This is a genomic window from Chryseobacterium sp. SIMBA_038, assembly GCF_046535115.1.
In the GTDB taxonomy this organism is placed as follows: Bacteria; Bacteroidota; Bacteroidia; order Flavobacteriales; family Weeksellaceae; genus Chryseobacterium.
Genome location: NZ_JAWRXH010000002.1, coordinates 719,704 through 736,565 on the forward strand (window position 1 = coordinate 719,704; position 16,862 = coordinate 736,565).

Below are 16,862 nucleotides of genomic sequence, written 5' to 3' on the forward strand. Positions count from 1 at the left end.
ATATGCTTTAAGCGTTTTACTAAATACGCTTACTGCGCAAAAATTGATATTATAAAAAGGGAAATAAGCTTTAAGCCTATTGCCTAAAGCTCATGCCTTATTTAATATTCGTCTTCGTTCCAAAGATAATCTTCGTCCGTAGGATAGTCTGGCCAGATCTCGTCGATGGCTTCGTACATTTCCCCTTCGTCTTCAATAGCCTGAAGGTTTTCCGTTACTTCCATTGGTGCACCAGTTCTGATTGCATAATCAATAAGCTCAGCCTTTGTCATTGGCCAAGGTGCGTCACTTAGATATGAGGCTAATTCTAATGTCCAGTACATAATATTCTATTTTTTTTGCAAAAGTATAAAATTAGCTTATATTATACGCTTTTTTATACTTGATTTTCAATTCTTTTTATTAATTTTTTACTCATTGCACGTGACAGACTGTATTACAGCTATGTCAGCAACTTGTTCGATGTCATTTTCTCAAAAACCATTCCACAAATTTTTTTATGCCATTTTGGAAGTCTGTGGTTGGTTTATAATCGATTAATGTCTTCGCTTTTCCTATATCAGCATTGGTTTTTTGCACATCTCCAGGCTGCATTGGCAGAATTTTTTTGATGGCAGTTTTTCCGAGAGCATGTTCAATGGTGGAAAGCATTTCATTAAGATTAATTACCTGACTTTCTCCAAGATTAATGATCTCGTATATTTTTGAATGAGTTTCCAGATAGTTGATAGATTTAGTAATTCCGTCAATAATATCATCAACGTAAGTGTAATCTCTTGCGGTGTTTCCATCGCCGTAGAATGGGATTTCCTGATTTTCAGAGATTAATTTTGTGAATTTATGTATCGCAAGATCAGGTCTTTGTCTTGGTCCGTAAACCGTGAAGAACCTTAGTTGAATCATGTCAATATTGTATAATTGATGATAAACATGACCTAAAATTTCCCCACATTTTTTTGTTGCAGCATATGGTGAAATAGGATTATCTACATTGTCTGTCTCTGCAAAAGGAATTTTTTCATTGTTTCCGTAAACGCTTGATGAAGAGGCACAAACGAATTTTTTAATATTGAATTCTTTACACAGTTCCCAAAGGTTCATTGTTCCGCGAACATTTACTTCTTCGTATTCTAAAGGTCTTTCAATAGAAGGACGAACTCCGGCAAGTGCGGCTAGGTGGATGATCAAATCGATCTTATGATTTTTAAATATTTCTTCAAGACCGTTTTTATCCCGGATATCCTGATAGTATAACGTGTAATTGTTTGATTTTGAAAGGGAAATTAATTTTTTAATATCAGTTTCTTTATCAGAAAAGGTAAAATCAGAAAAATTAGCGATTGATTCTAATGTATTTTTAATTTTTATCTGATAATCATAGAAATTATCAAAATTGTCAATGTTTATGACAGAATGTCCTTCTTTCAATAATTTTTCTATTAAATGAGAACCAATAAATCCGCTTCCTCCTGTTACAAGATATATCATCAATGTTTTTTTATGAGTACAAAAATATAAATTTCCTTTGGGAAAAATATAATCATTAAATTTACTTAATAAAGTAATATAAAATTAATATGCAGTTTCAAGGGCAAATTTTAAAGATGACGAGTTTCGATGCTCAGCCAATTCAGTATTATCTTAACCTTTCGGGTGATCTTATTCACATGAATGAATTGTTTGGAAAAGAATTGACGATAAAGCATACAGGATTCCAATGTGTGAATTGTGGAAAAAATAAGCCTATTTACAGAATGGGATTTTGCAAAAGCTGCTTTTTTGAAAGTCCTTATGCCAGTGATACAATCATTCGTCCGGAACTTTCCACAGCACATCTTGGCGTTGGAGAACGTGATTTGGAAGTGGAAAAGCAAATTCAGCTTCAACCACACACGGTTTATTTGGCGTATACAGGCGATGTGAAAGTGGGTGTTACAAGAAACACGCAAATTCCTACAAGATGGATCGATCAGGGAGCAACTTTTGCGCTGCCGATTGCCAGAACAGAAAACCGTTATGAAGCTGGGATGATAGAAGTTGCTCTAAAAGATCATCTGCCGGATAAAACAAATTGGAGAAAAATGCTGCAGGATGATTTTGAAGGAGAAATAGATCTTGCTGATTTTCAACAAAAAATAAAAGAATATTTTCCTGAGGATTTCCAAAAATTCTACAGCGAAGGTGAAAATGTATGGAGATTTGACTATCCTTTCGAAAAACCTGAAAAAGTAACATCATTCACTTTAGACAAGAAGCCCGAGTTTACTGGGAAATTAGTTGGAATTAAAGGACAGTATTTAAGCTTTGAAGGCGGAGATTTTATTAATGTAAGAGGACATGAAGGATATGTTATTGAATTGGATGTAAAAAATTAGGCATACATTTAGATATAATTAAATTAAATCGCAAAAATGAAAAAATGGGTTAAAAAGTTACTAATTAGCCTCGGGGTTTTGATGGTGATTTTCTTGCTGGGAAACTTCGGCTTAAATTTTTGGCTTAAAACCCAACTTCCTAATTATATCAAAAAAAATACGGATTATAAAGTTTCCTATAAAACCTTAGATGTAGATCTTGGTACAGGAAATATCCTTTCAACCGGAATTACAGTCAATAGTAAAGATCCGCAGAATACCGATGTAATTGGTCTTCAAGGAACGATCGATACTTTAAAAATTGACCGTTTCGGGATTTACGATGCTATTTTTAATAAACAAATAAGTTCTTCCGATTTGTTATTAGGAAGTCCTAATTTGAATATTATTCTTGCAAAACCGGCTGATAAAAAAACTGGTAAAAAAAAGAATCCTGTATTGTTTGAAAATATCAGGATTAATAATGGGACTATTAATGTTTTTAGAGATACAAAACAGAAGTTTTTATCTGTTCAAAAGCTTGATTTGTTTGTTGAAAATTTACAGATGACAGAAGAATCTGTAGAAAATAAATTACCTGTTGTTTTTGATAAATATCACATTAAAGGAGAGAATTTTTTCTTCCGTCCGGATAATGTTTATGCTTTAAAAATCAATAAAATAACAACAGCTAACGGGCAAGTAGCTATAGAGAATTTCAGGCTGATTCCGTTGTTGACGATTAATCAGTTTAAAAGGTTTTATCCTAAAAAAACGAAACTTTTTCAGTTTGATATTCAAAAAATGAATTTCAAGGATATTGTTTTAAAAAGCAATGCTGTTTCTCTGGCGAATGCAGATTTTCAGAATCCTAAACTTTTAGTTTATACGACCAATGCTGTTCCTGTTAAAGTTCAAAAACCTATTAATTTTGAGCTTAATCTTGAAGATATAAAATTAAATAATGCGACCGTAAATGTTGTAAAACCCGACGGAAGCAATCTTTTATCTGCGAAAAACCTTAATTTAGATATCAATCAATTAAAATTTGATAAAGACACGAAAGAAGAGGTAATTCCTGTCGGATACAAGAGTTTTCAGTTCTCGGGAAAGGATATTTTATACTCAAATCATCAGAATTATGTTGTGGGAAGTATTGCTTTAAATTCTAAAAGTGGAGAGTTAAGAAATATTACAGTAACTCCAAATCCATCAGATCCGGGAAGGCGATCGATGACTTTAAAAGCAAATCTTGCAGCTTTTAATATCAATAAATTAGAATTTATAGATAAAAAATTAAGTCTTGATATAAAAGATGTTCTGGTTGATAATGTAAACGGAATTATCGTTTCAGGAGAAAATAAAACAAAGAAAGCTCCGAAAGAAAATAAAGTAAATTCAATTCTTATCAGAAAATTTTCTTTTAAAAATTCTAATATTACTTATGACAAAGGAAATGAACCGCTTGTTTTTAATGACTTAAATGCAACGATTAATGAGATTGAAATTAAGTCTAAACCCAATAATTTAGGACATACTTTTAAAGCAAAAGACTATTTTCTGACAACCAAGAATTTTGCCTACAAAACAAAGTTCTACAATATGAGTGTCGGGCTTTTAAAATTAAATAAAAACAAAGTTCAGATCACTCAATTTGCGATGAAACCTCTCATTTCGAGAGGTCAGTTTATCAAAATGATACCTGTTGAAAGGGATTTATATGATTTGAAAGCCAATCAGATAACAGCAGAAGGAAATTGGGACTTATTTTCTCAAAATAAATTCATCAATGCTTCCAATGTTGTGATTCAATCTGCGGATGCTAATATTTTCAGAAGTAAAATTCCGAATGATGATCCGAAAGAAAAACCTTTGTATTCCAGATTGTTGCGTTCGATTAAAATTCCGCTTTATGTTAATAATTTAGATCTGAAAAACTCAATTTTGGTCTATGAGGAAGATACACCGGAAAGTGCTGGACCAGGGAAATTGACATTCGCCAATTTTAATATGAATGTTAAAAATTTAAACTCAGCCAAAACAAAAGGAAAACCAACCAAAGTTGATATCAAGATCAATTGTTCGTTTATGAATCTTGCTCCGTTGTCTGTAAATTGGGGGTTTGATGTTGCTAATCAGAGCGATGTTTTTACAATTTCCGGTAGGGCGGCCAATCTTCCTGCGAATGGAATTAATCCGTTTATCAAACCGTATCTTCATGTGATGGCGACTCAAGGGACGATTCAGGAAATGCTTTTTAATTTCAGAGGAAATCCAAGAGGTTTAAATGGAACTTTTAATTTGAAACATAAAGACTTAAAAATCGCTGTTTTAAATAAAGATAATCAACAGAAAAAAGGAGTTTTAACGGCAATTGCCAATCTTGTTGTGCGTTCGGATTCCGGAAATCTTCCTCAGTCTGTGGATGTAAAAGATGTAGAAAGAGATCCTACAAAATCGTTCTTTAATCTGTTCTGGAAAGGGATTGAGCAAGGTTTGAAGAAAACGCTGATCGGAATAAACGTTGACAAAACAGAGAAAACGGTAAAAAACGCAGTTGCTTCTGTAAAGGAAATGAAAAAATCTGTCAAAGAATTAAAACAGGATATAAAGGGCTCCGGAACTAAAAAAGAAGAGCCAAAACCAACGGAAGAGAAAAAGGAAAAGAAAGGTTTTCTAAAGAATGTTTTTAAGAAAAAAGAAAAACCCGAAACTGAATAATTTCGGGTTTAATATATATTTAAAAATTAAATTCTTCACTTTCCTGAACCGGAATATCTCTCAAAAATTCATCAAACTTTTCTCCGGGATAATTGCTGTCTGCGCCGTAAGAATCTATGATCATTCCTCGGTTTCCGGCTGCATCTTTTAAAACATATAAAACGGCATTATCGTCAGGATTACTGTCACCCTCAAAACGGTATGTTTTTAAGATGGTCAAATCGGCAGGTTGATAGTTTTGTTCAGAATTATCAAGCTTCATTTCACAACTGTCATTCATCCTGAATTCCCTGTGTATTCCTCTCTCAGAGAGCCTTGTCATTACTTGGCTTAAAGTCGTCATTTGATCCATATTGTCTGCGCTATCCATAATATTATTTTTCTTTATTAATACAATAATTAAACCATTAATTTACGAAAAAAGGAAGACTGTAAAATTATATTTTACTTAAAAAAGAAGTTGAATGTTAACAAAATTTATAATTGAAAAAAATAAAATAGGTACACTTTTTGCAATATCGTCAGTAATAAATCGGACAAAATATGAAAAAAGAAGTCGGAGTTTTACTAGCAGGAGGTGTTGGGCTTTTGGCAGTATTAAGTTTTATAGGCATAAAAAAAGTATTAGATAAAAAAAATAAAAAATACAGTGATTCTTACTCAGACCATCACAGACACTTTGATGCTAAAGATCATGAGGACGAGTATCACGGAGTAGAATTTTACGCATTGAAGTAGTAAAAATATATAAATTATGTTTTTTGATATCCAACGCTTTTTTAAGTGTTGGTTTTTTTTGTGGAAAACTTTAGTGTTAAAACTAATTATTTTTAAGCCATTCCATTTTACATTTACATCAGAAAATGCAGAACGAAAATATCATAAAAGGTCAGGGCGCTCAGCGAAATGTTATCAATCGTTTCGACCGATATACCTATGAGCCTGATGATGAAGATTTTGAATCTGTAAAAACAACCTTCACGGAAATTTTCCCGAAAACAATTGTAAATCAGGTGAAAAGCGAAGATCTTCCGATGGAATATTCGATGAACCCTTACCAAGGCTGTGAACACGGATGTTCCTATTGTTTCGCCAGACCAACTCACGAATATTGGGGCTACAGTGCCGGAATTGATTTTGAAAGAAAAATCATGGTTAAGAAAAATGCCCCGGAATTATTGGAGAAATTTTTCCAAAAAAGAGGCTATCAACCAGCGCCGATTTTACTTTCAGGAAACACGGATTGCTATCAGCCTGCAGAACGACAATTTGAGATCACCAGAAAGTTGCTGCAAGTTTGTCTTGATTACAGACATCCTGTCAATGTTCTGACAAAAAATGCAATGGTTCTGAGAGATTTGGATATTCTAAAACCACTTGCAGAACAAAATTTAGTTTCTGTTTCTTTAAGTATTCCGACAATCAATGAAGATCTTAGAAGAAAAATGGAGCCGAGAACGAGTTCTTCCAAGAATAAATTAAAAGCTATAGAAATTTTTGCTGAAAATAAAATTCCTGTGCACGTTATGGTTGCGCCGATCATTCCTGGATTGAATAGTGATGAACCTTTGACAATTTTAAAATCAATCTCAGAAGCCGGTGCTCAAAGTTTTGGCTATACTTTGGTGAGATTAAATGATACAGTTGAACCTGTTTTTGTTAAATGGATTGAAACTCAGTTTCCTGATAGAGCGCAGAAAGTTTTAAATCTAATTCGTTCCATGCGAGGTGGAAAATTAGGCGAAAAAAGATATTTTGACCGACAAAGGGGTGATGGAAATATTGCAGAAATGATTCATAATACCTTTAAAATAGGAAGAAAGAAGTTTTTTGATGGTAAAGAATTTCCAAAATTGACAACCGCGAATTTCACAGGTGCAAAAGATCAGCAATTAAGATTGTTTGATTGATTTTTTTTATCCCACAGATTACACGGATTTTCACAGATGTTTGTGTTTTATTAGTGGAAAATATTTGTGCTATTAGTGTTTAAGTAATCAAAACAAAAAACCGCTCCAAAAGGAACGGTTTTCTTATAAATCTTTTTGAATTTCAATTACATTGAATCATCTGGACATGTAAATTTATCACTACAAGTTGCGCAAATCACAACTCCGTTGCAGTAATACATGCAAAATTCAGGTTCTGGAAGTTTAATTCCTCCTGCTCCAGCGATACTTTTTAATTGGCCTTTACTTAGTTTTTTTAAATTTTTCATATTGTTTTAATTAAAAATTTGATAGTAAAGTAAAGATAATTAAAAAATCATTAACTAAATACAGTGTGGTAGTTATTTTTTTATTAAACCTAATTCAATTAATCTTTCATGTAAAAATTCTCCTGCTGTTGTATCTTCATATAACTTAGGATGGTCTTCGTCAACACAGTTTTCAAGAGCATTTAATGACATTCCGCTTACGGGATGCATAAAGAAAGGGATTGAGTATCTTGAAGTTCCCCACAATTCTCTTGGCGGATTTACCACTCTGTGAATTGTAGATTTCAACTTGTTGTTGGTATGTCTAGATAACATATCTCCAACGTTGATTACCAATTCGTCCGGTTCTGCAATCGCATCGATCCAATCACCGTTATGGTTTTGAACTTGAAGTCCTTTTCCCTGAGATCCCATCAAAAGAGTAATCAGGTTGATGTCTCCGTGAGCAGCAGCTCTTACCGCATCATCAGGCTCCTGAGTAATTGGCGGATAGTGAATTGGTCTTAAAATAGAGTTTCCTTCTGCGATTTTGTCGTCAAAATAAAACTCATCCAATCCAAGATACAAAGCCAACGCTTGTAAAACAGATTTACCGGTTTTTTCAAGCATTTTGTACGTTTCTTTACCAACTTCATTGAATTTTGGAAGTTCTTCAACAATCACATTGTCAGGATATTCTTTCTTGTATTTTGAATCATCAGACACATATTGTCCGAAGTGCCAAAACTCTTTCAAGTCTCCTTTTTTGAAACCTTTTGCAGTTTCTTTACCGAATCCGACATAGCCTCTCTGGCCACCGATTCCTGGAATTTCATACTGTTGTTTTGTTTCTGTGGGAAGTTCAAAAAAGTTTTTCACTTCGCCATACAGATCTTCTACTAATTGGTCATTAAGAAAGTGCCCTTTTAAGGCTACAAAACCAATTTCTTCGTAAGCTTTTCCGATTTCATTTACAAATTTCTGTTTGCGTTCCGGGTCACCCGAAAGGAAATCACGCAGGTCTACACTAGGTATTTTATCCATTTTTAGAAATTTAACGTGGTGCAAAATTACATCTTTTTTGAATTAAATTTTTTTAGAATTAAGGATTTATAAGTTAAATTTGTACTTATGAAAAAATATTCTTCTAAGAGAAGTATCCAAATACTTGCGCATCTTCTTCAGCAGTACGGAATTTTAGATATTGTTATTTCACCGGGGTCCAGAAATGCTCCGTTAGCGATTCATTTTTCGGAAGTGGATGGCTTTAATTGTTTCAGTATTGTGGATGAAAGAAGTGCGGCTTTTGTTGGAATCGGAATGGCAAAAAGTGAGAAGAGACCTGTTGCAATTACCTGTACAAGTGGTTCTGCGGTGGCGAATTATTACCCTGCCGTTACAGAAGCATTTTATCAGAATGTTCCACTTTTAATTTTAAGTGCGGACAGGCCAACAGATTATGTAGATATTTTTGACGGACAGACAATCAGACAGAATAATATTTTTCATCAGCATTCTTATGGCGATTTCGAACTTTTAGAAGACAGCAAGGAAAACGCGGAAGAAATTAATTTTGACATTATTAAAAAAGCGATCGAGCTTTGTTTTGAAAAACAAGGTCCGGTTCATATTAATATTCCGTTGGAAGAGCCTTTGTATGAATTGGTTTCTGAGCTTCCTACTTTTCCTACCGTTGAAAAAACAATTAAGCATAAAGAATACGAAATTCCTTCCAATTTAGTTGCCGACTGGAATACTTCCCAAAGAATTCTTCTTTTGGTAGGAACAAGAGATTATAGCCCTGAATTGGAAAATCAGCTTTCTCAATTGGTTAAAAACCATTCTGTTGTGGTTCTAAGTGAGGTGAATTCTAATTTGCATCACGAGAAATTCTTTAAACATATTGATCGATATATTTACAACTTCACGGAAGAAGATTACAAAACATATGCTCCGGATCTGTTAATAACGATCGGGCAGAATGTTGTTTCTAAAAAAGTAAAACAGTTTTTAAGAAGTGCCCGTCCAAAACAGCATTGGCATTTGGATGAAGTTTGGCAGCCGGATACTTATTTTTCTTTGACTGAAAAAATAGAAATCAAACCTGAATTGTTCTTTTCTAAATTGTTGAAATTCATTAGTCTAGAACCAAAACCATATTTTAATCTTTGGGATGTTTTAAGAGATAAAAAGGATGCAAAACACCTTAAATTTCTAAATATGGTGGAATTCTCTGATTTTTATTTCTTTAATAAAGCTTCTCAGACGGTTCCTGAAAACTATAATATTCATGTAAGTAACAGTTCGGCAATTAGATATGCCCAGCTTTTTGATTTTGGAAAGAGAAAAATCTATTGCAACAGAGGAACGAGCGGAATCGATGGTTCTACATCTACAGCAATGGGATTTGCGATTAAAAATGCTAATCCGACCTTGTTGATTACGGGAGATTTAAGCTTTTTCTATGATATCAACGGGCTTTGGAATCAATATATTCCGCCTTTTGTAAGGATTATGATCTTCAATAATGGTGAAGGAAATATCTTTAAAATTATTCCGGGACCTGGAAATGCCAACCCGAATACTCTAGACGAATTTATCGCTACAAAACACAAAAAAAATGCTGAACATCTTGCCAAGCATTTCGGGTTTTCTTATACAAGAGTGGAAGATGAGCCGACGCTTGACCGTGTTTTAGATAATTTCTTCAAGCCGGATGCACAACCTAAGATACTGGAAGTGAATACTTACGGTAAAAATAGTGCTGATGTTTTAAAAGCTTATTTCAATTTCATGAAAGAGAATTAAAGATCCAAATATTCTTCATTACCCGGTAGATTGATAATTCGGTCTATTGGGTAAATGAACATATCATCAAAGTCATTCATGGCATTAATTAGTTGAAAATGTGAGAATTGCTTAAGATTCTGTAAAGTAATCTCGGTTTCTTTAATTTTCTTCTGCTTCAAAAGATTTTGTCTTTGAACACCATTCAAAAGATAAGTTGTCGGAGTGAACCAATCTTTACCTTTTTGGAATAAAAGATTCGAAAATGAAGTATCTGTGATGTGATTATTTTTTACAATAATTATTTCTTCAGCTTTGGATTTCATTTTCATTTTTTCCAGCTCTTTTCGGTCTTCAAATTTGAAAGAATAATCGAAACTATTGTTTTCAACTAATTGAAAATCTTGTATTTCAGGAATTGCATAAGGGATCATTTGGGTACGGATTTTTTTGTCCAAATCATAAGAAACTCTTAGTTTGTACATTCCGTCTTCATCATGTTCCAGATGTTTAAAAATTTTAGCCAAATCAATTGAGCCTTCTTTCCCGAAATGGGCAAAGGTTTGATTAACACGCTTTTGATGAAGATCTAACAAGAAAACTTCCTGATCTTCTACTTTAATACTTTCAATGAATTGGGACATAGATTTTATTTTTCATTTCCTGATACTCGTCTTCTAATTTACTCATGTGCGTTATTCCGCCTCCGCTCTTGAAATACAATGTACCATTTTCTTTTTCAATAAAACGGATCATTATGCAGCTGTCGAGATTTTCACCATCAAACCAGCCACAAACTCCGGTGTAATAACCTCTGTCATATCCTTCTGCTTCGAGAGTTATTTCCAAGGTTTTTGGCTTTGGAGCTCCTAAAATAGATCCTGCCGGAAGCAGTTTTTTCATAATACTTCCTACTTTTCCATCAAATTCAGGCTTTAAATTCCCTGAAATCTCAGAACTCATGGCATACAAATCTTTTTGCTGAGTTTTGATGAAATCAATGTGCTGAAATTTATCAACTTTCACATCGTCTGCTACCATGCTAAGATCATTTCGAAGTAAATCTACAACGGTGTAATGCTCGGCTTTTTCTTTTTTATCGTTCTTAAGGATTTCTGCTGCGTTTTCTAAAGACGCATCAATAGTACCTTTCATGGGATAAGTGAGAATTTTTCCGTCAATGATCTTCACAAAAGTTTCAGGAGAAAAAAATACAAAAAAATCTTTATAAAAAACCTTGTATTTTGCATTTGAATGATAGAAAATTTCTTCGAGTGTTAAATTCGTCTCAATTTTGGTTTTTCTAGTATAATTTACCAGATAAGAATTTCCTAAACGAATATTTTTCTGAACTTTATCAAATCCTGATTTAAAACTTTCTAAAGTTTCAGGATAAGATTTCCATTCAATTTTTTTATCTAATTCGTGTGTTGTTTTTGTCGTTGAAAACGATTGAAAATCAACTAATAAACCTGATTTTTCAATTTCATTTTCTTTATAAATTTCAACATTATCCAAAAGGAAGTCGATAACAAAAAAATAGGGAACCTTCTGGAGAGAAAGTTCGTCCATTTCCATAAATTTTTGATGATTCACTGAAAACATTCGACAAAAGTACTTATTGATGTTTACTTTTGCACAAAATATTTTTAATGCAGAATAAATATCCTCAGAAACCGGGAATTGACTTTATACTAAAACAGGCTTTTTTTTACTGGAATAAAACATTGATTTTTCAATTAATGTTCTCCATCATTTACTTTGCTATATTTTTTACATCAATTACTTTCTTTGCTGCCAAATATGGAATGTTGGAGCAAAATCAGGCTTTGATAGAAGCTTTCAAAATAAGTACAGATGCTTATATGCAAAAGATTGCGGAATTGTCTGCTACGGATAATTCACGTTATTTCAGTTATGCTTTTTTTGCAACGATTGTTTTTCTGTATCCTTTAAATCTAGGATTTTTTCAGATCTACAGAAAAATTGATTTAAACGAGAAAATAGTAATCGGAGATTTATTTGCAGGTTATAACGGACTTAATTTCTTTAAATATATTGGGTATTTTGTTTTCTGGTTCTTCATTTACATGTTTACAGTTCAAACTATAATTCTTGCAGTGGTTTGGGTTATTATTACAATTTTTGTTGCTCCGCTGATGTTTTTTACAGATAAAAGAATTTTTGAAGCCATTTCATTAAATTTTAAAGCCTTAAAAATGTATTTTTTAGAAATATTTGTCTGCGTTATTGTGGCAACGTTCTTTAAATATTTGGGCTTTGGTCTGTTTTTGGTTGGAGGCTTATTCACATTTCCGTTTTGGAATGCGATGATTTATGCTCTTTATAAGACCGTTTTTGCTGAGAAAAGTTAAATTTATATGTAGTTAATACTTTATCTGGCAAAAAAAGTTAAATTTGAGAATAACATTAAAAAATTAAACACCATGTCAGAATTTAATGAATTTGATCAGCAGGGATCTGTTCCGAGCAGAGAAACAGGATCAATTATTTCTCACGCTTTCGAAATGTATAAAGGCGTTTTTCTTTATGCGATAGTGGCAATGATTATTTATATTATTGGAGGAGCTATTATTCAAGCGTTAACTGGATTTAATTCTGCTTCTATTATGGAAGAGATGCGAGATTCGGGAGATTATTCAAACTTTAGTTACTGGAATGCGCCAGGATTTCCAATGTACATCACATTCTCGAGTCTTTTTGGAGTTTTATTGGCTCCTTTGTATGTAGGATTGATCTATATTGTGAATAAATTCAACACAAAAAACAGTATTGAGTTTTCTGATTTGTTCATTGGTTATCGTCAGAATTTTGTTAATATTCTGATTTACAGTCTTATTTCAGGTATAATATCTAGTATTGCTTTGTTTCTTTGTGTTATTCCTTTCTTTTTAGTTTATCCTTTATTGCTATTGGGTTACCCAATTTTGCTTTTTGAAAACGCATCTGCTACAGAAGCTTTGGGTAAATCTTTCAATATTGCGAAAGAGAATTATGGAACATTTTTAGGAATAACGCTTTTAGGTCTTTTAATATCTATTGCAGGGATTGTTCTTTGCGGAATAGGAGTTATCGTAACAGCGCCATTTATTATGGTTGTAATGTATTCAGCATATTGTGCTTTTCTAGGAAAACCTAGACAACTTTTAGATAAAAAATAACGATTTGAATAAAGATAAACAAATAAGCAGTGTGGTCATAAAGCAGGTTTCGTTACTTGCTATCATATTGGTGTTGGCGGGATTGATCTGTTTTAACCTTGCTCTTTTTATACCTTCGGTTTTGGGGGCAATTACCCTGTATGTTCTTTGCCGAAAATATAATTTCTACCTGCAGGAAGAAAAAAAATGGAAACCCTGGCTTTCATCATTAGTATTGATGCTTGCGAGTTTGATTATCCTTATTTTGCCAATCTATTTTATTGGAGATCTTTTAATTGAAAAATTAGGAAATGCACAAGCTTATATGACTAAGTTTAATGTGTTTCTGGAAAAAATTCATACTTATATTTTTTCAAAAACAGGTTTTGATATTCTCAGTAAAGAAAATATGGCTAAGCTGAAAAGCTCCGCCGGTCAAGTGTCGACGAAAGCTGTTAGCGGGACTTTCAATACGCTTACTGTGATCATGTCCATGTATTTTATTCTTTATTTTATGTTGAGCACACCTCGTTTTTTTGAACGTATTCTTGCTGCTTCGGCCCCTTTGAAAAGAGCGAATGTGTCTTTGATAGGCGAAAAGATGAGAAAGCTGATCATGGCAAACGCAATTGGAATTCCTGTTGTAGCTTTGGGACAAGGTTTAGTTGCTATGATAGGTTACTTTATTTTTGGAGCGCCAAGTCCGATTTTACTTTTTGCATTGACGGCAGTGGGTTCTATGATTCCGATTGTAGGAGCGGCGATTGTTTATATTCCTATCTGTATTTTTATGATTGCAGAAGGAGATACGGGGCATGGTCTTGGTTTGGCTGCATATTGCTTGGTAATAGTAGGTTTAACGGATAACTTATTACGTTTTACCCTTCTTAAAAAATTAGAAGATATTCACCCACTAAATACCGTTTTCGGAATTATCATGGGAATGAATCTGTTTGGATTTATGGGATTGATCTTTGGGCCGATTCTAATTTCTCTTACACTTCTTCTGATTCAGGTATATAGAAATGAGTTTTCTGATGAAGATACTCCTCCGGAGTTACAATTGCCCGATAAAGATGATGAGTTGGAAAATAAAATTGATCTAATAGTTTAAAATAAAATGGTAGAAGGAATAAACCCCGAAATATTAAAAGAAATTTGTGTAATGAAGATGCCTTTCGGGAAGCATAAAGGAGTTATTCTTGCAGATCTTCCAGTAAGTTATCTTGAATGGTTTCACAGTAAAGGAATGCCACCGGGAAAATTGGGAATGCAACTTTCAACGATTTATGAAATAAAAATAAATGGCTTGATGGATTTGCTGACGCCACTTCGAGGAGGAACAGTGAATTATGATAAGCTAAAAAACAAGACTTATAAATTTTAAGATAAAGTTTCGGCGGCACCTTTGGTGCCGCCGAAACTTTTTAGATTTTAAATCAAATTAATCCTTTAATGCTGCAATTTCATCCCTCAGTTTGGCTGCTTTAATAAAATCAAGATTCTTAGCAGCCGCTTCCATTTCTTTTTGCTTTTGAACGATCATTTTTTCAACGTCTTCGCTGGCGTAAGTTGCTTTAACTTCGGCAACTTTTTGTAAGATCTGTTTTTGAGTATATTTTTCATCAGGGAAGTCTTTGCTTCGGCCGACTAAATTCTCAGATATTTTCTTATTTAATGCAGTTGGAACCTTGTTGTGATCTGTGTTGTATTGAATTTGTTTTTCACGACGATAACTTGTTTCATCTATCGTTGCCTGCATCGATTTTGTCATTTTATCGGCATATAAAATAGCTTTCCCGTTAAGGTTTCTTGCCGCACGACCAACTGTCTGAATCATTGATCTTCTGCTTCTTAGCATTCCTTCTTTGTCAGCATCTAGAATGGCAACTAGAGAAACTTCAGGTAAATCCAAACCTTCTCTTAGTAAGTTGACTCCAATTAAAACATCGAATAACCCAACACGCAAATCATGCATAATCTGAATACGTTCCAACGTTTCAACATCAGAGTGAATATACCTCGTTCTGATACCGAATTTTGTGAAATATTTAGTCAGTTCCTCGGCCATTTTTTTGGTTAAAGTAGTCACTAAAACCCTTTCATCAAGATCAGCTCTTTTCTGGATTTCCTCCATCAAATCATCAATCTGATTTTGACTTGGTCTTACTTCAATAACAGGATCTAAAAGTCCAGTTGGACGAATAATTTGTTCAATATAAGTTCCTCCCGATTTCTCTAATTCATAATCGGCCGGAGTTGCAGAAACATAAATTACTTGATTTTGTATCGATTCATATTCTTCAAACTTCAAAGGTCTGTTGTCCATTGCTGCAGGAAGTCGGAATCCGTATTCTACCAAAGCTTCTTTTCGGCTTCTGTCGCCACCATACATTGCATGAACCTGTGGAACAGTAACGTGACTTTCATCAATCACCATTAAATAATCTTTAGGAAAATAATCCAGTAAACAGAAAGGTCTTGATCCCGGAAGTCTACCGTCCAGATAACGAGAATAGTTCTCAATACCAGAACAATAGCCTAATTCTTTAATCATTTCAAGATCGAGTTCCGTTCTTTCCTGTAATCTTTTGGCTTCTAAAGGTTTTCCTATTTCGCTAAAGAAATCAACCTGTTTTACCATGTCGTCCTGAATAGATTTAATGGCTCCATTCAAGGTTTCTTTTGATGTCACGAAAAGATTGGCAGGATAAATTTGAATTTGATCAAAACTAGCCGTAACATTCCCTGAAACTGGATCAAAACTCTGAATTTTTTCAATTTCATCCCCAAAAAATTGAATTCTTACCGCATTATCGGCATACGCAGGAAAGACATCAATAACATCTCCTTTTACTCTGAATGTACCTCGTTGAAAGTCTGCTAATGTTCTAGAGTATAAAGCATTAACTAATGAATGTAAAAGTGATGTTCGTGTAATTTTTTCTCCAATTGCAAGAGAAATTAAAGACTTGTGAAACTCCGCAGGGTTCCCAACGCCATAAATACAGGATACAGAAGCTACAATCAAGACATCTCGCCTTCCTGAAAGCAAACTGGTGATGGCAGAAAGTCGTAATTTTTCAACTTCTTCATTGATACTCAGATCCTTTTCGATATAAGTTCCGGTTGTTGCAATATAGGCTTCAGGCTGATAGTAGTCGTAGTAACTTACAAAATATTCCACGGCATTGTCAGGAAAAAATTCTTTAAATTCCATGAAAAGCTGTGCGGCCAACGTTTTATTGTGGGCCATAACGATTGTTGGCCTTTGTACGTTTTGAACAACGTTGGCAACGGTAAATGTTTTCCCGGAACCGGTAACACCTAATAAAGTCTGATATTTCTCACCGATTTCGATTCCTTCGGTAAGTTTTTCAATGGCTGTAGGTTGGTCGCCGGTTGGTTTATATTCTGATTGAAGATTAAAATTCATTGAAAATTTAGTGTATATACAAAAATACGAAAGATATTATTAGTCTCAATAAAAGTGGTACGAATTTAAAAGATTATGATTTTTAGTTGATTTGTAGATATTTATAAAATTTCAACTCTGGTTCTACGATTATAATTTAATAAATGAGACGGGATATTTTTATTTAATTAAGATAAATACAATATTTTATATTTAATTGAACGTAA

General features: G+C 33.5%; 17 protein-coding genes. 9 read left to right on the forward strand and 8 right to left on the reverse strand.

Annotated features, from left to right (window positions below; all coding sequences use genetic code 11):
• Positions 1 to 101: 101 nt before the first annotated feature.
• Together SB689_RS09550 and SB689_RS09555 are read right to left on the reverse strand one after the other, a co-directional pair.
• Entirely contained in the window at positions 102 to 323 is a 222-nt protein-coding gene (locus SB689_RS09550; protein WP_034756280.1) for a DUF2795 domain-containing protein, read from the reverse strand.
• Between the two features lie 142 nt (positions 324 to 465).
• Positions 466 to 1,488 (reverse strand): GDP-mannose 4,6-dehydratase, encoded by a 1,023-nt coding sequence (locus SB689_RS09555; RefSeq protein WP_410691889.1) that lies wholly within the window; start codon positions 1,486 to 1,488, stop codon positions 466 to 468.
• Between the two features lie 89 nt (positions 1,489 to 1,577).
• On the opposite strand from SB689_RS09555, the gene SB689_RS09560 reads away from it, so the two are divergent.
• Together SB689_RS09560 and SB689_RS09565 are read left to right on the forward strand one after the other, a co-directional pair.
• Positions 1,578 to 2,375 (forward strand): DUF2797 domain-containing protein, encoded by a 798-nt coding sequence (locus SB689_RS09560; protein ID WP_410691890.1) that lies wholly within the window; start codon positions 1,578 to 1,580, stop codon positions 2,373 to 2,375.
• A gap of 36 nt (positions 2,376 to 2,411) precedes the next feature.
• Complete coding sequence (locus SB689_RS09565) at positions 2,412 to 5,075, forward strand: hypothetical protein (RefSeq protein ID WP_410691891.1); 2,664 nt, start codon at positions 2,412 to 2,414, stop codon at positions 5,073 to 5,075.
• A gap of 19 nt (positions 5,076 to 5,094) precedes the next feature.
• Here the strand turns inward: SB689_RS09565 and SB689_RS09570 are convergent, their stop codons facing one another.
• A complete protein-coding gene (locus SB689_RS09570; RefSeq protein ID WP_066754205.1) occupies positions 5,095 to 5,445 on the reverse strand; it encodes a hypothetical protein in 351 nt (116 codons plus the stop codon).
• 173 nt (positions 5,446 to 5,618) lie between these two features.
• On the opposite strand from SB689_RS09570, the gene SB689_RS09575 reads away from it, so the two are divergent.
• Both SB689_RS09575 and SB689_RS09580 read left to right on the forward strand, forming a co-directional pair.
• Positions 5,619 to 5,813: a hypothetical protein gene (locus tag SB689_RS09575; protein WP_072409154.1), complete on the forward strand. Its 195-nt coding sequence runs from the start codon at positions 5,619 to 5,621 to the stop codon at positions 5,811 to 5,813.
• A gap of 125 nt (positions 5,814 to 5,938) precedes the next feature.
• On the forward strand, positions 5,939 to 6,985 hold the full coding sequence (locus SB689_RS09580) for a PA0069 family radical SAM protein (RefSeq protein WP_410691892.1): 1,047 nt from the start codon (positions 5,939 to 5,941) through the stop codon (positions 6,983 to 6,985).
• 146 nt (positions 6,986 to 7,131) lie between these two features.
• On the opposite strand, the gene SB689_RS09585 is transcribed toward SB689_RS09580, so the two are convergent.
• Together SB689_RS09585 and SB689_RS09590 are read right to left on the reverse strand one after the other, a co-directional pair.
• Positions 7,132 to 7,293: a bacteriocin-like protein gene (locus SB689_RS09585; RefSeq protein WP_410691893.1), complete on the reverse strand. Its 162-nt coding sequence runs from the start codon at positions 7,291 to 7,293 to the stop codon at positions 7,132 to 7,134.
• Between the two features lie 72 nt (positions 7,294 to 7,365).
• On the reverse strand, positions 7,366 to 8,316 hold the full coding sequence (locus tag SB689_RS09590; protein WP_410691894.1) for an isopenicillin N synthase family dioxygenase: 951 nt from the start codon (positions 8,314 to 8,316) through the stop codon (positions 7,366 to 7,368).
• A gap of 87 nt (positions 8,317 to 8,403) precedes the next feature.
• On the opposite strand from SB689_RS09590, the gene menD reads away from it, so the two are divergent.
• Positions 8,404 to 10,080 (forward strand): 2-succinyl-5-enolpyruvyl-6-hydroxy-3-cyclohexene-1-carboxylic-acid synthase, encoded by a 1,677-nt coding sequence (gene menD / locus SB689_RS09595; protein WP_410691895.1) that lies wholly within the window; start codon positions 8,404 to 8,406, stop codon positions 10,078 to 10,080.
• On the opposite strand, the gene SB689_RS09600 is transcribed toward menD, so the two are convergent.
• On the reverse strand, positions 10,077 to 10,703 hold the full coding sequence (locus tag SB689_RS09600) for an aminotransferase class IV (protein WP_410691896.1): 627 nt from the start codon (positions 10,701 to 10,703) through the stop codon (positions 10,077 to 10,079). The two genes, menD and SB689_RS09600, sit on opposite strands and share 4 nt — an antisense overlap.
• Positions 10,687 to 11,664 (reverse strand): aminodeoxychorismate synthase component I, encoded by a 978-nt coding sequence (locus SB689_RS09605; RefSeq protein ID WP_410691897.1) that lies wholly within the window; start codon positions 11,662 to 11,664, stop codon positions 10,687 to 10,689. The genes SB689_RS09600 and SB689_RS09605 overlap by 17 nt, the downstream gene beginning before the upstream one ends.
• A 47-nt stretch (positions 11,665 to 11,711) precedes the next feature.
• On the opposite strand from SB689_RS09605, the gene SB689_RS09610 reads away from it, so the two are divergent.
• The 4 genes from SB689_RS09610 (at position 11,712) to SB689_RS09625 (ending at position 14,607) form a co-directional block, all read left to right on the forward strand.
• The gene (locus tag SB689_RS09610; RefSeq protein ID WP_410691898.1) at positions 11,712 to 12,434 is read left to right on the forward strand and encodes a hypothetical protein; all 723 of its coding nucleotides are present in this window, start codon (positions 11,712 to 11,714) and stop codon (positions 12,432 to 12,434) included.
• A 72-nt stretch (positions 12,435 to 12,506) separates the two neighbouring features.
• A complete protein-coding gene (locus tag SB689_RS09615; RefSeq protein ID WP_410691899.1) occupies positions 12,507 to 13,241 on the forward strand; it encodes a beta-carotene 15,15'-monooxygenase in 735 nt (244 codons plus the stop codon).
• A gap of 4 nt (positions 13,242 to 13,245) precedes the next feature.
• Positions 13,246 to 14,334 carry an AI-2E family transporter gene (locus SB689_RS09620; protein ID WP_410691900.1) on the forward strand — a complete coding sequence of 363 codons (1,089 nt, stop codon included), beginning with the start codon at positions 13,246 to 13,248 and terminating at the stop codon, positions 14,332 to 14,334.
• A gap of 18 nt (positions 14,335 to 14,352) precedes the next feature.
• Positions 14,353 to 14,607 (forward strand): DUF3820 family protein, encoded by a 255-nt coding sequence (locus SB689_RS09625; RefSeq protein ID WP_054512893.1) that lies wholly within the window; start codon positions 14,353 to 14,355, stop codon positions 14,605 to 14,607.
• Positions 14,608 to 14,664: 57 nt separating this feature from the next.
• Here the strand turns inward: SB689_RS09625 and uvrB are convergent, their stop codons facing one another.
• A complete protein-coding gene (gene uvrB, locus SB689_RS09630) occupies positions 14,665 to 16,656 on the reverse strand; it encodes an excinuclease ABC subunit UvrB (protein ID WP_410691901.1) in 1,992 nt (663 codons plus the stop codon).
• Positions 16,657 to 16,862: the final 206 nt, after the last annotated feature.

What these genes read in the sequence shown, in the direction of transcription:
- SB689_RS09550 (WP_034756280.1), bottom strand. Translation starts at nt 323, where the DNA reads ATGTACTGGACATTAGAATTAGCCTCATATCTAAGTGACGCACCTTGG.
- SB689_RS09555 (WP_410691889.1), bottom strand. Translation starts at nt 1,488, where the DNA reads ATGATATATCTTGTAACAGGAGGAAGCGGATTTATTGGTTCTCATTTA.
- SB689_RS09560 (WP_410691890.1), top strand. Translation starts at nt 1,578, where the DNA reads ATGCAGTTTCAAGGGCAAATTTTAAAGATGACGAGTTTCGATGCTCAG.
- SB689_RS09565 (WP_410691891.1), top strand. Translation starts at nt 2,412, where the DNA reads ATGAAAAAATGGGTTAAAAAGTTACTAATTAGCCTCGGGGTTTTGATG.
- SB689_RS09570 (WP_066754205.1), bottom strand. Translation starts at nt 5,445, where the DNA reads ATGGATAGCGCAGACAATATGGATCAAATGACGACTTTAAGCCAAGTA.
- SB689_RS09575 (WP_072409154.1), top strand. Translation starts at nt 5,619, where the DNA reads ATGAAAAAAGAAGTCGGAGTTTTACTAGCAGGAGGTGTTGGGCTTTTG.
- SB689_RS09580 (WP_410691892.1), top strand. Translation starts at nt 5,939, where the DNA reads ATGCAGAACGAAAATATCATAAAAGGTCAGGGCGCTCAGCGAAATGTT.
- SB689_RS09585 (WP_410691893.1), bottom strand. Translation starts at nt 7,293, where the DNA reads ATGAAAAATTTAAAAAAACTAAGTAAAGGCCAATTAAAAAGTATCGCT.
- SB689_RS09590 (WP_410691894.1), bottom strand. Translation starts at nt 8,316, where the DNA reads ATGGATAAAATACCTAGTGTAGACCTGCGTGATTTCCTTTCGGGTGAC.
- menD (WP_410691895.1), top strand. Translation starts at nt 8,404, where the DNA reads ATGAAAAAATATTCTTCTAAGAGAAGTATCCAAATACTTGCGCATCTT.
- SB689_RS09600 (WP_410691896.1), bottom strand. Translation starts at nt 10,703, where the DNA reads ATGTCCCAATTCATTGAAAGTATTAAAGTAGAAGATCAGGAAGTTTTC.
- SB689_RS09605 (WP_410691897.1), bottom strand. Translation starts at nt 11,664, where the DNA reads ATGTTTTCAGTGAATCATCAAAAATTTATGGAAATGGACGAACTTTCT.
- SB689_RS09610 (WP_410691898.1), top strand. Translation starts at nt 11,712, where the DNA reads ATGCAGAATAAATATCCTCAGAAACCGGGAATTGACTTTATACTAAAA.
- SB689_RS09615 (WP_410691899.1), top strand. Translation starts at nt 12,507, where the DNA reads ATGTCAGAATTTAATGAATTTGATCAGCAGGGATCTGTTCCGAGCAGA.
- uvrB (WP_410691901.1), bottom strand. Translation starts at nt 16,656, where the DNA reads ATGAATTTTAATCTTCAATCAGAATATAAACCAACCGGCGACCAACCT.